Genomic DNA, 14,612 nt, shown 5'->3' on the forward strand with positions numbered 1-14,612 from the left:
GAAGTCCGTCAGGCCCCCTTGCCCGTAATGGCCGGGCTGAACACCATCAGGCTCAGGATTTCGAACAGGACCTGCGCGCCGACATGGGCGGTGTTGGTGGTGGCGTCATATTGCGGCGCCACCTCGACGACGTCGCCGCCGACAATGTTGAGGCCTTTCAGGCCGCGCAGCAGTTCGAGCACTTCGCGCGTCGTCAGGCCGCCGATCTCCGGCGTGCCGGTGCCCGGCGCGAAGGCCGGATCGACACTGTCGACGTCGAAGGAGATGTAGGTCGGGCCATCGCCGACGATCTTGCGCGCCTTCTCGATGATGGCGGGGATGCCGAGGCCAGTCACCTCTTCGGCATGCACCACCGTCATGCCGGATTCGTAGGTAAACTCCCACAGATATTCGGCCGAGCCTCTGATGCCGATCTGGATGGTGCGGGTCGGGTCGAGGACGCCGTCCAGCACCGCGTTGCGGAACGGGCCGCCATGGTGGAATTTGGTCATGTCGAACAGCCCGCTGGTGTCGCAATGGGCGTCGATGTGGATCATGCCGACCGGCGCTTGTCTGCCGACCGCCTTCAGGATCGGATGGCTGATCGAGTGGTCGCCGCCGACCGACAACGGCAGCACGCCGGCGTCGACGATCTGGTTGGTGCGGCGCTCGATGTCTTCATGGCTGATCTCCAGCCGGTAGCGGCTGCGGAACGGCGTATCGCCGATGTCGGCGACCCGAAGCTCATGCGTCGGCGCGCACTCCAGCACGTGGTTGTAGGGGCCGATGCGCTCGATGGCGCGCAGCGCCCTCGGCCCGAAGCGCGAGCCGGGCCGGTTGGTGACGCCGAGATCCATCGGCACGCCGATAATCGCCACCTGCAAATCGCCGAAATCCGGATTGTCGGCAGCGATTTCGCGGTAGGGCGCAGCGAGGAAAGTCGGGATGCCGGAATAGGGCGCCAGCCTGGTGCCGCTCTTGGAGAATATCTTGTCGGCGACCTTGCGGAACTTCGGGTCGAACATCTCGCCGCCATGGCTCTCGCCATATTTGCGGCGCAACGCGTCGAGTTTGCCGCGATCATAACCCATGTCGGTCTCCTCCTGCCGGGCCGGCGCATGCGGCCGTGGCGACATCTGCGAACTGACCGTCATCCGGCCGGGTCGCTATCCCGCTGGCTGCCTGCAGATCTCACGTCATTGATGCTGTTCTGGGACAAAGTGTCCGGCAGCCGCATTGAAAAATCAATTGATATTGTTAGGGTACAGATTGTGAGAAAATCTCACAGAGTATCCGTTGCCCAATGGCCAAGCGTCTGCCCCCCTTAAATCCCCTGCGCGCCTTCGAGGCGACGGCGCGTCACGCCTCGCTGACCAAGGCGGCGAGTGAGCTCAATGTCACCCATGGCGCCATCAGCCATCAGATCAAGGCGCTCGAGCAGTCACTCGGCGTAAAACTGTTCGAGCGCACCGGGCAGCGGGTAAAGCTCACACCGCATGGCGCCGAGCTGTTGCCGGCGGTGTCGACCGCCTTTGACGGCATTGCCGCCGCCACCCAGCGCATGACCAGGCCGGCCAGCGCCGGTACGCTGTCGGTCTCCTGCGTGCCGGCGCTGCTGCTTCTGTGGATGACGCCGCGGCTCGGCAGCTTCATGGCGCAATATCCCGATATCAGGCTGACGCTGATCCCGTCCAACGACCCCAAGGACATCCGCGCGCCGCAGGTCGACGTCTGCGTGCTCTATGGCGACGGCAGCTGGACCGACTGCTGGATGCGGAAATGGTCGGGCCTCGAATTGTTCCCGGTGGTCAGCCCGACGCTGATCAACAACCGGCCGATCCGCATCTGCCGGGATCTTGCCGACCATGTCATCCTGCATGGCGATGACGGCCGCGAGTGGCACACCTGGCTGGCCGCCGCCGACGGGCTCGACCTCGAGCGTGGCCGGCGACACCATCTCGGCGACGCGCGCACTGCCATCGAGGCCGCGGTGCATGGCCATGGCGTGGCGCTTGGCGATTCCGTCACCGCCAGCATGCTGCTCGCCAGGGGCCTGCTGGTGGCGCCGTTCAGCCTGTCGGTGCCGGCGGTCGACGATTTCTACGTTGTCTGTCGCAACGAAATGCGCTCGGCGCCGATCGTGCAATTGTTCATCGACTGGCTGTTTGCCGAGAAGGAACAGGCCGACAGCCGTGCCGACGCGCCGGTGGCCGGTCGCATCGGCATTCGCAGGAAGCGCCCGGCGCTGCGGGTGGTCGGCGCCAAGAGTTGAGGCTGGACCGGAGCAGCTGCTTTTTGTCGGGCCAGCCCGGAAAGCGGGAAGCGCTTTCAAAAATTGAATGCTATTAGGGGTTTGCCAAGCAGCTCCAGGAAAAGTGCGCAGCGGTTTTCCGTCCGGAGATGCGTTGGAAAAGCGACCGCAAGCAGCGAAGGCGACGGCAGGACATGGCAAGAACCGATATAGCGCGGCGCGTCTACAACCACACCTGGAAGCTGGACCCGATCGTCCGCAGCCTGCTCGACACCGATTTCTACAAGCTGCTGATGCTGCAGATGATCTGGGGCATGTATCCCAAGGTCGACACCACCTTCTCGCTGATCAACCGCACCACATCGGTGCGGCTTGCCGACGAGATCGACGAAGGCGAGTTGCGCGAACAGCTCGACCATGCCCGCACGCTGCGCTTCTCCAAGAAGGAGATGATCTGGCTCGGCGGTAACAATTTCTACGGCCGCAAGCAGATCTTCGAGCCGGAATTCCTCGCCTGGCTGGAAGGTTTCCGGCTGCCCGACTATGAGCTGTCCAAGCGTGACGGCCAGTACGAGCTCTCCTTCAGTGGCCCGTGGATGTATACCACGCTGTGGGAAATCCCGGCGCTGGCCATCATCAATGAACTCAGGTCCCGCGCAGCCATGCGCGCCTACGGCCCGTTCGCGCTCGACGTTCTCTATGCCCGCGCCAAGGCCAAGATGTGGGCCAAGACCGAGCGGCTGAAGGCGTTGCCCGGCATCCGCATTTCCGATTTTGGCACCCGCCGCCGGCACTCGTTCCTGTGGCAGCGCTGGTGTGTCGAGGCGCTCAAGGAAGGCATCGGCGAGGCCTTCACCGGCACCTCCAACGTGCTGCTGGCCATGGACAACGACCTCGAGGCGCTGGGCACCAACGCACACGAACTGCCGATGGTGTTTGCCGCCCTCGCCAAGACTGAAAAGGAACTGAAGCAGTCGCCCTACAAGGTGCTGCAGGACTGGCAGCGCTACTATGGCGGCAACCTGTTGATCGTGCTGCCCGACGCTTTCGGTACCGCATCCTTCCTGCGCGACGCACCCGACTGGGTTGCCGACTGGACCGGCTTTCGCCCCGACAGCGCGCCGCCGATCGAAGGCGGCGAAAAAATCATCGACTGGTGGCGCGAGAAGGGCAAGGACCCCAGGCAGAAGCTGCTGATCTTCTCCGACGGGCTCGAAGTCGAGACCATCGAGGAGACCTACCAGCACTTCAAGGGCAAGGTGCGCATGTCCTTCGGCTGGGGCACCAACCTCACCAACGATTTCGAAGGCTGCGCGCCGACCGAAACCAACAGCCTCGATGCGATATCGCTGGTCTGCAAGGTGACGGAGGCCAATGGCAGGCCGGCGGTGAAGCTGTCGGACAATCCAGCCAAGGCGACGGGCGACAAGAAAGAGATCGAGCGCTATCTCAGGATTTTCGGGGCGAAGGACCGGGTGGAGCAGTTGGTCAAGGTTTGAGGGTGGGGTTCTCCCCAGCAGAGGCTCCTTTCCTCTCCCTCCGGAGGGGGGAGAGGTGGCGCCGCGAAGCGGCGACGGAGTGGGGGAACCACTTGGCAACCGCCGCAACGCACATGGGAAAGAGGACCACGCGCAAGCATCGCCTTGACCCGCGCCAGGGTCGACCCCCACTCCGTCGAGCTGCGCTCGACACCTCTCCCCCGATCGACGGGGGAGAGGAAGGGCGCCAAGCTATCCGAGGCAGGACAGAGGGGGGCGCCGTACAGCGCTGCCGTCGCCGGTCAGCCCTCCTCACCATCGCCCTCACACTCCTCCCCACCTCTGCCTTCGCCCACGCCTCCGACCGTGGCCACGTCCTCCTCCTCCCCACCGGCTACTACATCGCCGGCGGAGCGCTCGCGGTTGCCGTCAGCTTCCTCATCCTGGCCCTGCTGCCGCCCGACGCCCTCGACCGCTTCTGGCGTCGCCGCCTGCCGCTCTTCACACTCGCCGACAAGCCCCGCACAATCGTCAGCCTCATCTCTTTTGCCGGCTTCGCAACCCTCATCGCCGCCGGCCTGTTCGGCAGCCGCGACCCGCTCTCCAACCCACTGCCCCTCACCATCTGGACGCTGCTCTGGGTGGGTCTCGCCATAGCACAAGGCCTGCTCGGCGATCTCTGGTCCTGGCTGAACCCGTGGTACGGCCCATGGCGCATCGTCACCCGCCTGATTGGCCAGCGCGATGCCGAGGCGCAGGAGCCGCGTTTGCCGCAATGGCTAGGCTGCTGGCCGGCTGTCATCCTGTTCTTCGCCTTTGCCTGGTTCGAACTGATCGACCCGGCGCCCGACGATCCCGCGCGTCTGGCATACGCTGCTGGCCTCTATTGGCTGTTCACCTTCATTGCCGTGCTCGCCTTCGGCTATCCCAACTGGAGCTGGCGCGGCGAATTCCTGACGGTGTTCTTCGCCATGGTGGCGCGTTTTGCTCCTGTCAAACGCGACGAAGAAGGCCGGCTCAACCTTTGCTGGGCCGGCGCAAAACTGCTCGCGGCCGGGCCTCTGCCGGCCAGCGGCATCGCTTTCCTGCTGCTGGCGCTGTCGTCGGTGTCCTTCGACGGTCTGTCGAAGACCTTCTTCTGGCTCGGCCTGTTCGGCATCAATCCGCTGGAATATCCCGGCCGCACGGCGCTGATCGGCATCGGCAGCTTCGGTCTGGTGCTGACCTTCGTGCTGCTGGCGGCGGCGTTCCTGCTGGCCGTCATCCTCGGCCAGCGCCTTGCCGGCAGCCGGCATTCCCTCGGCGAGGCTGCCGGGCTGCTGGTCTGGTCGATCGCGCCGATCGCGCTTGCCTATCATGTCGCCCACTATCTGACGGCGCTTCTGGTCGACGGCCAGTATGCGATGGCCGCTTTGTCCGACCCGTTCGCGCTGGGCTGGAACTTGTTCGGCACCGCCGACATGCAAATCGAAGCCGGCATCGTCGCCGGCGCCGACTCCGCATGGTGGCTGTGGAATGTGCAGGCCTGCATCATCATCGCCGGCCATATGCTGGCGGTGCTCGTCGCCCATGGTCTGGCCTGGCGACTGCACCCGGTTCCATCGCGCGCCGCACTCAGCCAGCTGCCGCTCACCGTGCTGATGATCGCCTACACGATCTTCGGCCTCTGGTTGCTTGCCACGCCGACGGCCGGATGACAAAAGACGACCGGCATGCCTTTGCGGAAAGCTCGCTTGCCAGGTCGAGGCTTTGATGATTTAGTTTGTATACATGCGATTTCTGCCCCTCCTGCAAGGGAGTGGCCTTGCCTCGTTACAGACAGTCAAAACTCAAAAACAGGGGAACTGCCGTGACTGACAAGAATGGGTTTTTCGATCTCTCCAAATCCACGCTTTCTCGCCGTACCGCGCTGAAGGGTCTCGCCGCGTGCGCCGGCCTGACGCTCGCGCCGGGCTTCGTCCGCTACAGCCAGGCGCAGAGCTCCGCGCCGATCAAGATCGGCTTCCAGTCGCACCGCACCGGCATCGGCGCCGCCTATGGCCGCTGGTACGAGAAGACCAGTGCGGCCGCGGTCAAGGCGATCAACGATGCCGGCGGCATCAACGGCCGTCCGGTCGAACTGGTGATCGAGGATGACGGCACCGATCCCGGCCGCGGCGCCGAAGTGGTCGGCAAGTTCGCCACCCAGCACAAGACCGACATCGTGTTCGGCACACTGTTCTCGCATGTCGTCATCGGCTCGGCGCCCGCCGCCGGCGAAAACAAGATCCCCTATTTCGTCGTCAGCGAAGGCCACCACGTCGCCTCGACCAAGCTGAACCGCTACGTCTTCCAGCCCGGCATCACCGACGTGAAGAGCCAGATCCAGTCGATGGCGCCGTGGATCGCCGCCAATGCCGGCAAGAAGGTTACGCAGATCTTCCCCGATTTCGCCTTCGGCTACGACCACCGCGACTACCTGCCGCCGGCGCTGAAGGCGCAAGGCGCCGAGGTCATCGCCCAGATCGCCATCCCGCCGACGGAATCCTCGTTCACCAAATATTTTCCGCAGATTCCGGCCGAAACCGAAGTGATCTACCACGTCATGGTCGGCCCGGCCGTGCTTACCTTCGTCAAGGAACTCGGCGAGTTCTACGGCTCCAACCGGCCGCAACTGTTCGGCTTCATGGATTCACTCGAGGCCACCGACATCAACAGCCCCGGCCTCGAGTTTTTGGACGGCAGCCATTTCTGGGAAGGTTCGCCGCGCTATGCGCAAGCCGATGATTCCGCCGCGCAAAAAGCCTATCGCGCTGCCGTTGGCATCGACGACAATGGCGCCGCCGTCGGCGATCCCAAGGACGTCTCAACCGCCTCGCACATGTTCGGCTGCTGGGAAACGCTCTATGTCGTCAAGAAGGCGATGGAAGACGCCGGCTACAAGGGCCCGGAAGACCGCGCCAAGCTGGTCGAGGCGACCGAGGCGCTGACCGAATTCGCCGAAGGACCGGAGCATCCGCAGGGGCCGAAGACCTTCAACGGCAAGATCCACCAGTGTTTTGGCATCCAGAACATCTCCAAGGTCGAAGGCGGCAAGCTGACGGTCGTCCACAAGACCAAGATCGAGGATGGGCTGTACGAGGCCGAAGGGGATTACACGACGCAGGCGCTTTAGGCGCCTCACCCTCCCCCCTTGTGGGGAGGGTCGGCGAATGGGCTTCGCACGTCGCGAAGCCCATGAGACGGGGTGGGGGTCACTACGGCCCGTGCCCCACCCCCCACCCGACCGCTCCGCGGTCACCCTCCCCACGAGGGGGAGGGTAAGGGCGCCCTGAATGCATTTTGGACCCCATCTCCTCCTCGCCGCCCTCGAAGGCCTCGTCACCTCAGCCGTGCTGGCGCTGACCGCACTAGGCCTGTCGCTGGTGTTCGGCGTCATGCGCGTCGTCAATGTCGCCCATGGCGAGTTCTTCATGCTCGGCGCGGTGCTGGCCTGGGCCATCTCGACGGCGATCCCGGGCCATCCCACGGTCGGCTTCCTCGCGGCTCTTGTGCTGGCGCCGCTGATTGTCGGCGCCATTGCACTGCTTGCCGAGCGGCTGGTGCTGCGCCGGCTCAATTACAATCCGGAAGCCACCATCGTCGCCACCATCGGCATGCTCTACATCATCCAGCAGCTGGCGCTGAGCTTCTATGGCCCGGAAGCGCGCCCGGTGGAGCCGCCCTTCAGCTACCGTATCCTACTGCCCTGGTTCGGCTATTCCGGCTACAAGCTGTCGATCATCGCCGCCTCGGCGCTTCTGCTCGTCGCCACCTGGCTGGTGCTGACGCGCACGAAGATCGGCCTCATCATGCGCGCCACCCAATATGACAGCGAGACGGCGCAGGCCTTCGGTATTCCGGTCGACCGCGTCTATGCCGGCGTCTTTGCGCTCGGCGCCATGCTGGCGGCCATTGCCGCAGTGCTCATCGTACCAATCAGCCAGGCGCATTACCTGATGGGGCAAGATCCGCTGCTGTTATCCTTCATCGTCGTGATCATCGGCGGGCTCGGCTCGCTGCGCGGCACGGTCGTCGCCGCCGTGCTGATCGGCCTGTCCGACGGCATCATCTCGGTGTTCTTCTCGCCGACTCTGGCCAAGATCATCGCCACGCTGCTGGTGGCCATGGTGCTGGTGTTCCGTCCGCAAGGCCTGTTCGGGACGGCGTCGCGATGAGCGAAGCTTCGCCGGCAAAAGCCTATGCGTTGCATCTCGGCGTCATCGCGCTGCTCTTTGCGCTGAGCTTCGTCCTGCCCGACTATCATCACGGCCTGCTCGCCCGCATCATGGTGCTGGCGGTGTTCGCCATGGGCTACAACATGCTGTTCGGCTATGTCGGCCTGCTTAGCCTCGGCCACGCCATGTTCTTTGCTGCCGGCCTCTACGGTGCAGGCCTCGCCGTCATCCATCTCGGCTGGAACGTGCCTTTGGCCTTCCTCGCCGGCATCGCCTGCGGCGCGTTGCTGGCGCTGGTGATCGGCCTGCTGGCGCTGCGCACCACTGGCGTCGCCTTCATGATCGTCACCATGATGTTCGCGCAGGTGTTTTATCTCGTCATCCTCTATTTCGCCGCCTGGACCGGTGGCGACCAAGGCCTGGTGGTGCCGCAGCCGGCGCGGGTTCTGAGCTTCGGCGCGACATCGCTCGATCTCACCAACCCGACCGTGCGCTACATGAGCGCGCTGGCGTTGTTCTCGATCGTGCTGCTCATCACGCTCGCCATCGTCCGCTCCCGCTACGGCCGCGTGCTGGTCGCCGTGCGCGAAAACGAGGAGCGCACGAAAATGCTCGGCTACGACACCTTCTCCAACAAACTCATCGCCGTCGTTGTCTCCGGCACCATCTGCGCGGCGTCGGGTGCGGCCTATGCGCTGTTGTTCGGCTATGTCGGTTCGAGCTTTGCTTCGGTGCAGTATTCCATCCTGCCGCTGCTTTGGGTGCTGCTCGGCGGCGCGGCCACGACGCTCGGTGGCCTGATCGGCACGGTCTTCATGTATTATGTCATCGACATCGCCAGCGGCTACACCTCGGCCTATCTGCTGATTGTCGGCATCGCGCTCATCCTTCTGGTGCTGTTTTTCCCCAAAGGCATTCTGGGCACCATCCGCCAGCGCTGGCTGGGGTGGCTGCCATGATGCCGTTGCTGACGACAAAGAACCTGGCGCGTAATTTCGGCGGCCTGCGCGCTGTCGACGGTGTCGACTTTCAGCTGATGCCGGGCGAAATCCGCGCCGTCATCGGCCCCAATGGCGCCGGGAAGACCACCTTCGTCAGCCTGATCAGCGGCCGCATCCAGCCGTCCTCGGGCATGATCGTCTTCGACGGCGCCGACATCACCAGCCAGCCGGCCTATCTCAGGGTGCGCCAGGGCATCGCCTACACCTTCCAGATCACCAGCGTCTTTGCCAATCTCTCGGCCTACGACAATGTCGCGCTGCCGGTGCAGCGCACGCTGACCGATGGGCGGTCGAAAGGCGCGGTGCGCACCGGCGTCATGGCGGCTCTGGAACGCACCGGCCTTGCCGACCGCGCCCATATGCCGGCCGGCCAGCTCTCCTACGGCCATCAGCGCCTGCTGGAGGTGGCGATGGGCCTGGCGCTGAAGCCGCGCCTTTTGATCCTCGACGAGCCGACGCAAGGGCTGGCCGACAGCGAGATCGACAATTTCATCGAACTGGTGCGCGAGATCGCCAAAAGCGCCACCTTGCTTTTGATCGAGCACAACATGCCGGTCGTCATGCAACTGGCCGACCGCATCACCGTCTTCAATGCCGGCAGGATCCTGGCCGAAGGCACACCCGAACAGATCCGCGCCAACACCCAGGTGCAGGAAGCCTATCTGGGGACGGCGCCATGACCGAAGCCCCGATGACCGAGGCGCTGACCATCTCCGGGCTCGACTGTTTCTACGGCGAAGTCCAGGTGCTCTATGGCCTCGACCTGGTGCTGAACAAGGGCGAAGTGCTGTGCCTGTTCGGCCGCAACGGCGCCGGCAAGACGACAACTCTGAAGGCGATCATGGGCCTGGTTCCCGCAAGTGCCGGTTCGATCAGGCTCGAAGGCAAGGAATTGACCGGGCTGCCGGCGCATGAGGTGCCGAAGACCGGCGTCGCCTATGTGCCGCAAGGCCGGCGGCTGTTCGCCGAAATGACGGTGGCCGAAAACATCGAGATTGGCCTGATGGCGCGCGGCAAGGGCAAGGCCGTGCGGGAAAATGTCCTCGACCTTTTTCCATTGCTGCGCCAGCGGTTGAGACAACGCTCCGGCACGCTTTCCGGCGGCGAGCAGCAGATGCTGGCCATGGCCCGTGCGCTGTGTCTCGAGCCGCAGGTTCTGTTGCTCGATGAGCCGACCGAAGGCCTGATGCCGTCGATGATCGCCAAGATCCGTGAGACCGTGGTGAAGCTGCGAGAGCTTGGCGTCTCGACGATCCTGGTCGAGCAGCGGGTCGACGCCGTGCTGTCGGTCGCCGACCGCGTCTGCTTCATCGAAAATGGCCGCAACCGCGAAACTGTAGATGTCGAGCAACTGCGCGCCGATCCGTCGGCTGTCAGGCGCTATGTGGGGGTAGGATAAGGACTACCCTCCCCCTTGTGGGGAGGGTGGCTGCGAAGCAGCCGGGTGGGGGTGCGGCGCCGACCCCCACCCGGACCTGCGGTCCGACCTCGCCACAAGGGGGAGGTAGGGCTCAGCGCCCTGCTCACCCGAAAAACAAAAAGCCGGCAATCAAAAATATCGGGACCAGCACCGCGCCCGACCACGCCATATAGCCGAAGAAGCCCGGCATCTTCACGCCGCGATGCCTTGCGATGGCGTAGACCATGAAGTTGGGCGCGTTGCCGATATAGGTGTTGGCGCCCATGAACACGGCGCCGGCGGAGACTGCGGCCAGCGTCGAGGCGAACTCGGTCATCAGACGTTGCGCATCGCCGCCGGCCAGTTCGAAGAACACCAGATAGGTCGGTGCATTGTCGAGGAAGGACGACAGCCCGCCGGTCAGCCAGAAATAGGCGAGATCGTTGGGCTGACCGGTGGGCGAAGTGACCAGCGCGACCAAGGGCGCCAGTGCGCCATCATGGCCGGCGCGCAGGATGGCGATGACCGGCACGATGCAGATGAAGATACCGGCAAACAGTTTTGCCACCTCCGCGATCGGGCCCCAGGTGAAGCCATTCGCCTCGCGATGGCTCTTGTAGGAGACAACAAGCGACAGAAAGGCCAGCGCCAGGATGATGGCGTCGCGCACCAGGTTTTGCAGTTCGAGGCTGATGCCCAGGACGGAAAAGCTCACGCCCGGCTTCCATGCTGCCGAGAGCAGGATAGCGCCGATGACGCCGGCCAGCAGCGGCAGATTGGCCAGGCCGCGAATGCGCACCTTCGTATCCGGCGTCGGATCCTTGATCTTCGGCGCGCTGCCTTCGCGGCGATGCAGCACGATGTCGATGGCCAGGAAGACAAGCAGTACTAGGCCGCCCGTGAACAGCGTCTCGCGCCAGAGGTTCGTGGTTGTCCAGAAAAAGTCGACGCCGCGCAGGAAGCCGACGAACAATGGCGGGTCGCCGAGCGGCGTCAGCGAGCCGCCAATGTTGGAGACCAGAAAAATGAAGAAGATGACGACATGGGCGTTGAACGGCCGGTTGTCATTGGCGCGCAGCATCGGCCGGATCAGGATCATCGAGGCGCCGGTGGTGCCGATCACTGAAGCCAGCATCGCCCCGACGAGCAGCAGCCCGGCATTGACCAGCGGCGTGCCGTGGATGTTGCCGGCGACAAGGATGCCGCCGGAAATGGTATAGAGCGCGAACAGCAGGATAATGAACGACATGTATTCGGTGAGCAGCGTGTGCAGCACCGCCTCGCTCGCCAAAGACATGCCGAAAGCGATCGCCAGCGGCACCACCGCCAGCGCCGCCCATACGGCTGCGATCTTGCCGTAGTGATGCTCCCAGACATGGTGGAACAGCAGCGGTCCAGTGGCGATCGACAACAGCAGGCCGGCAAACGGCAGCCCCCACCACAACGACATAGCAGCACCCGGCAGGCCGTGCTCTTCGGCCGCCGAAGCGCCCACTATTGTTGCCAGGAGAAACAGGCTGGCAAGGAGGGCAGTCTTGCCTGTCGGTGGTCGCATGGAACCTCTGCTGGTCTGATTGCGCGGTGCAAGGGATCAATGGCCGCTCCAGCCGCGCGGCGCAACCCCGGTCGCTTCGGCCGGTCGGTGCGCGGAGCGGATCGAGGCCGAAACAAGCTTCGTCGCGACACCAGCCCATGTAGCGGTAAAGACACTGTGGGCGACTTTGTTTCGGCATGTCTTCCCTGCCCAAGTAAATCGCATTGCATGATTTTTCCTGCCGTGCTTCATTACTTCAGGGAATTCTGGGGGCGTCACATGTTCAGGAGAGTTGCCGCTGTCCTTGGGGCAGTCGCGTTGGCGGGCTGCACCACGCCGGATCCGATAGCGCCGTCGCCATCGCCGACCGCGGCCATACAAAAGCTCGGCTACGAAGCCGTCGCCTTGCCGTCGACGGCCTATGGCCCGGGCTCGCTGGTGACATCGGTCAAGGGTTCCGGCTTTGCCTCGCCGCTGAAGCTGACCTACCTCTGCCGCCCCGATTTCACCAATGCGCCGCCACCGATCATCGACACGGCGGCCTCGTCGGAAGCATCACGCGAGTTCAACGGCACCTTCAAGCTCGACGCCACGGCGCTGGCCGATCTCGGCATCAGTGCCGGTGTGAGCAATGTCGAATCCGTGACCATGAAGTTCAGCAATGTGAAGATCGAGCAACTGGCCTTCGACGACCTCGCCACCATCCGGTCGCAGCTCGGACCTGTCTGCGCCGACCTTGTCGAGAGCTTCAAGAAGAAATCGATCGCCTATCAGACCAAGGGGGCGATCAGGGCCGACGTGGTCTATACCGCCAACTTCAAGCGCGGCGCGTCCGCGGAAGTGAAGAGCCTGGTAATCGAATCCCTGAAGGCATCGTTCGGCGGCTCCGTGCAAAGCAATTCGAACTCTTCGATCCAGGGCAACGGCCTGTATTACGGGCTGTTGCTGGTCAAGGTCGAATAGCTCGACAGGATTTGGGTAGCCATCAGTCCGAAGTTTGATCTTCGAGCATCACCCCGGCCTCACGCATTCGCTTCAGCATCGCTTCGACAGAGCCGTTGAGATCGATGCCGCGGCAGGCGTCGAGCCGCACCGTCGTCTTGAAGCCTTGCTTCACCGCATCGAGCGCCGAGAAGGCGACGCAGAAATCGGTCGCCAGGCCGACCAGGGTAACAGTGTCGATACCGCGCTCCTTGAGGTAGCCGGCAAGTCCGGTCGGCGTCTTGTGGTCGTTCTCGAAGAAGGCCGAATAGCTGTCGATATCAGGGCGAAACCCCTTGCGGATCACCAGCTCGGCCTTGGTCCAGGCGAGCCCGGAATGGAAGTCCGAGCCTAGACTGCCCTGGATGCAATGGTCCGGCCACAGCGTCTGCGGCCCATAGGGCATGTCGATCGCGCTGAAAGGCTGCGCGCCCGGATGGCTGGAGGCAAAGCTCGAATGTCCGGCCGGGTGCCAGTCCTGCGTCAGCACGACATGCTCGGCGTGCCGGATCAAATCGTTGACCAGCGGCACGATCTCGTCGCCGCCGGCAACCGCCAGCGCGCCGCCGGGGCAGAAGTCGTTTTGCAGGTCGATGACAACAAGCGCTTCGTCGGCCATGGCGCCTCTCCTCTTCTTCGTCTCGAGCGGGGATCGAGTGTAAAACGCCGCGGATGCGACCGGATGCAGAAACTTGACCAGATGGCGGCCTGCGTCAACCTCTACAAGCGTAACAAATGCGTGGCGGCCGGGTTCCCACAAACTCCGGCTTTGACAATTTCTGCCAGCTTGATATCATTTGCATACGAATGAATTTGGCCAGATCGAATACTGGCGGGGTTTTTGGGAAGACCCCACTTTTGGCAAGGCCCCAATGGAAGGCCCTTTTTTGGGAAGGCAAATTTTCTTGGAAGGTAAGGCGTGATCCGTTACGCGAAACCCACCACGCTGGACGAGGCGCTTGCTCTGCTTGGCGAGGGCGCTTGGCGCGTGCTTGCCGGCGGCACCGATTTCTATCCAGCGCAAGGCGCCAAGCCCTTCCGCGACAATGTTCTCGACATCAATGGCCTGGTTTGCCTGCGCGGCATCGCCGAGACCGAGAGCCATTGGGTTTTGGGCGCCCGCACCACCTGGACCGATCTGGTTCGCCATCCCCTGCCGGCGGCGTTCGATGCGCTGAAGCAGGCCGCGCGCGAGGTCGGCTCCCTGCAGATCCAGAATGTCGCCTCCATCGCCGGCAATCTCTGCAACGCCTCGCCGGCTGCCGACGGCGTGCCGGGCCTGCTGGTGCTGGACGCCGAAGTCGAGCTGCGCTCGGCGGCGACGACGCGCTACCTGGCGCTGCAGGATTTCATTCTCGGTAACCGCCGCACGGCTTTGCTGCCCGGCGAAATGGTCACCGCCGTCCGCGTCCCCAAGCATGCGGCCGCCGGTACCTCCGCTTTCGTCAAGCTAGGCGCGCGGCGCTACCTCGTCATCTCTATCGCCATGGTGGCGGCGCGCCTTGTCATCGACAAGGGCATAGTCACGGAAGCGGCCGTTTCCGTTGGCTCCTGTTCAGCTGTCGCCAGCCGGCTCTCCGGTGTCGAAGCTGTGCTGCGCGGCAAGCCTGCCCTCTCGACACTCGCCGACGCAGTCTTGTCTGCGCCGATGGCCGAGCTGTCGCCGATCGCCGATGTGCGTGGCACAGCCGAATACCGGCTCGATGCGGCGCGCGAGCTCGTCGCCCGCGCCGTGCTGGGAGCCTGCGGATTGACCAACGACAACAGGATGGTGGCGGCATGAGCCAGTCCGA

13 protein-coding genes are annotated in these 14,612 nt (G+C 63.9%); 10 read left to right on the forward strand and 3 right to left on the reverse strand.

Annotation, left to right across the window (positions count from 1 at the left end; translation table 11 throughout):
- Positions 1-8: 8 nt before the first annotated feature.
- Entirely contained in the window at positions 9-1,070 is a 1,062-nt protein-coding gene (gene speB / locus H0241_RS06615; RefSeq protein ID WP_181056599.1) for an agmatinase, read from the reverse strand.
- A gap of 212 nt (positions 1,071-1,282) precedes the next feature.
- Here speB and gcvA point away from each other — a divergent pair, with 212 nt between their 5' ends.
- From gcvA to H0241_RS06655, 8 genes are all read left to right on the forward strand, one after another.
- Positions 1,283-2,251 (forward strand): transcriptional regulator GcvA, encoded by a 969-nt coding sequence (gene gcvA, locus H0241_RS06620; RefSeq protein WP_181056600.1) that lies wholly within the window; start codon positions 1,283-1,285, stop codon positions 2,249-2,251.
- Positions 2,252-2,424: 173 nt separating this feature from the next.
- Complete coding sequence (gene pncB / locus H0241_RS06625) at positions 2,425-3,729, forward strand: nicotinate phosphoribosyltransferase (RefSeq protein ID WP_181056601.1); 1,305 nt, start codon at positions 2,425-2,427, stop codon at positions 3,727-3,729.
- A gap of 233 nt (positions 3,730-3,962) precedes the next feature.
- The gene (locus tag H0241_RS06630) at positions 3,963-5,405 is read left to right on the forward strand and encodes a hypothetical protein (protein WP_181056857.1); all 1,443 of its coding nucleotides are present in this window, start codon (positions 3,963-3,965) and stop codon (positions 5,403-5,405) included.
- Between the two features lie 152 nt (positions 5,406-5,557).
- Entirely contained in the window at positions 5,558-6,862 is a 1,305-nt protein-coding gene (locus H0241_RS06635; protein WP_181056602.1) for an ABC transporter substrate-binding protein, read from the forward strand.
- A 160-nt stretch (positions 6,863-7,022) separates the two neighbouring features.
- A complete protein-coding gene (locus H0241_RS06640) occupies positions 7,023-7,904 on the forward strand; it encodes a branched-chain amino acid ABC transporter permease (protein ID WP_181056603.1) in 882 nt (293 codons plus the stop codon).
- A complete protein-coding gene (locus tag H0241_RS06645) occupies positions 7,901-8,863 on the forward strand; it encodes a branched-chain amino acid ABC transporter permease (RefSeq protein ID WP_181056604.1) in 963 nt (320 codons plus the stop codon). Before H0241_RS06640 ends, H0241_RS06645 begins: the two co-directional genes overlap by 4 nt.
- Positions 8,860-9,585: an ABC transporter ATP-binding protein gene (locus H0241_RS06650; RefSeq protein ID WP_181056605.1), complete on the forward strand. Its 726-nt coding sequence runs from the start codon at positions 8,860-8,862 to the stop codon at positions 9,583-9,585. Before H0241_RS06645 ends, H0241_RS06650 begins: the two co-directional genes overlap by 4 nt.
- Complete coding sequence (locus H0241_RS06655) at positions 9,582-10,304, forward strand: ABC transporter ATP-binding protein (protein ID WP_181056606.1); 723 nt, start codon at positions 9,582-9,584, stop codon at positions 10,302-10,304. Before H0241_RS06650 ends, H0241_RS06655 begins: the two co-directional genes overlap by 4 nt.
- Before the next feature lie 124 nt (positions 10,305-10,428).
- Here the strand turns inward: H0241_RS06655 and H0241_RS06660 are convergent, their stop codons facing one another.
- Positions 10,429-11,859: a sodium:proton antiporter gene (locus H0241_RS06660; protein WP_235984054.1), complete on the reverse strand. Its 1,431-nt coding sequence runs from the start codon at positions 11,857-11,859 to the stop codon at positions 10,429-10,431.
- Between the two features lie 258 nt (positions 11,860-12,117).
- Between H0241_RS06660 and H0241_RS06665 the strand changes: the two genes are divergently transcribed.
- Positions 12,118-12,801 carry a hypothetical protein gene (locus tag H0241_RS06665; protein WP_181056607.1) on the forward strand — a complete coding sequence of 228 codons (684 nt, stop codon included), beginning with the start codon at positions 12,118-12,120 and terminating at the stop codon, positions 12,799-12,801.
- A 22-nt stretch (positions 12,802-12,823) separates the two neighbouring features.
- Here the strand turns inward: H0241_RS06665 and pncA are convergent, their stop codons facing one another.
- Positions 12,824-13,438 carry a bifunctional nicotinamidase/pyrazinamidase gene (gene pncA / locus H0241_RS06670; RefSeq protein WP_181056608.1) on the reverse strand — a complete coding sequence of 205 codons (615 nt, stop codon included), beginning with the start codon at positions 13,436-13,438 and terminating at the stop codon, positions 12,824-12,826.
- Positions 13,439-13,738: 300 nt separating this feature from the next.
- Here pncA and H0241_RS06675 point away from each other — a divergent pair, with 300 nt between their 5' ends.
- Positions 13,739-14,602: an FAD binding domain-containing protein gene (locus tag H0241_RS06675; RefSeq protein ID WP_181056609.1), complete on the forward strand. Its 864-nt coding sequence runs from the start codon at positions 13,739-13,741 to the stop codon at positions 14,600-14,602.
- Positions 14,603-14,612: the final 10 nt, after the last annotated feature.

This window comes from Mesorhizobium neociceri (assembly GCF_013520985.1).
In the GTDB taxonomy this organism is placed as follows: domain Bacteria; phylum Pseudomonadota; class Alphaproteobacteria; order Rhizobiales; family Rhizobiaceae; genus Mesorhizobium; species Mesorhizobium neociceri.

Coding starts and splice junctions, on each gene's coding strand:
- pncB (WP_181056601.1), top strand. CDS start 2,425: ATGGCAAGAACCGATATAGCGCGGCGCGTCTACAACCACACCTGGAAG.
- H0241_RS06650 (WP_181056605.1), top strand. CDS start 8,860: ATGATGCCGTTGCTGACGACAAAGAACCTGGCGCGTAATTTCGGCGGC.
- H0241_RS06645 (WP_181056604.1), top strand. CDS start 7,901: ATGAGCGAAGCTTCGCCGGCAAAAGCCTATGCGTTGCATCTCGGCGTC.
- H0241_RS06660 (WP_235984054.1), bottom strand. CDS start 11,859: ATGCGACCACCGACAGGCAAGACTGCCCTCCTTGCCAGCCTGTTTCTC.
- speB (WP_181056599.1), bottom strand. CDS start 1,070: ATGGGTTATGATCGCGGCAAACTCGACGCGTTGCGCCGCAAATATGGC.
- gcvA (WP_181056600.1), top strand. CDS start 1,283: ATGGCCAAGCGTCTGCCCCCCTTAAATCCCCTGCGCGCCTTCGAGGCG.
- H0241_RS06640 (WP_181056603.1), top strand. CDS start 7,023: ATGCATTTTGGACCCCATCTCCTCCTCGCCGCCCTCGAAGGCCTCGTC.
- pncA (WP_181056608.1), bottom strand. CDS start 13,438: ATGGCCGACGAAGCGCTTGTTGTCATCGACCTGCAAAACGACTTCTGC.
- H0241_RS06665 (WP_181056607.1), top strand. CDS start 12,118: ATGTTCAGGAGAGTTGCCGCTGTCCTTGGGGCAGTCGCGTTGGCGGGC.
- H0241_RS06655 (WP_181056606.1), top strand. CDS start 9,582: ATGACCGAAGCCCCGATGACCGAGGCGCTGACCATCTCCGGGCTCGAC.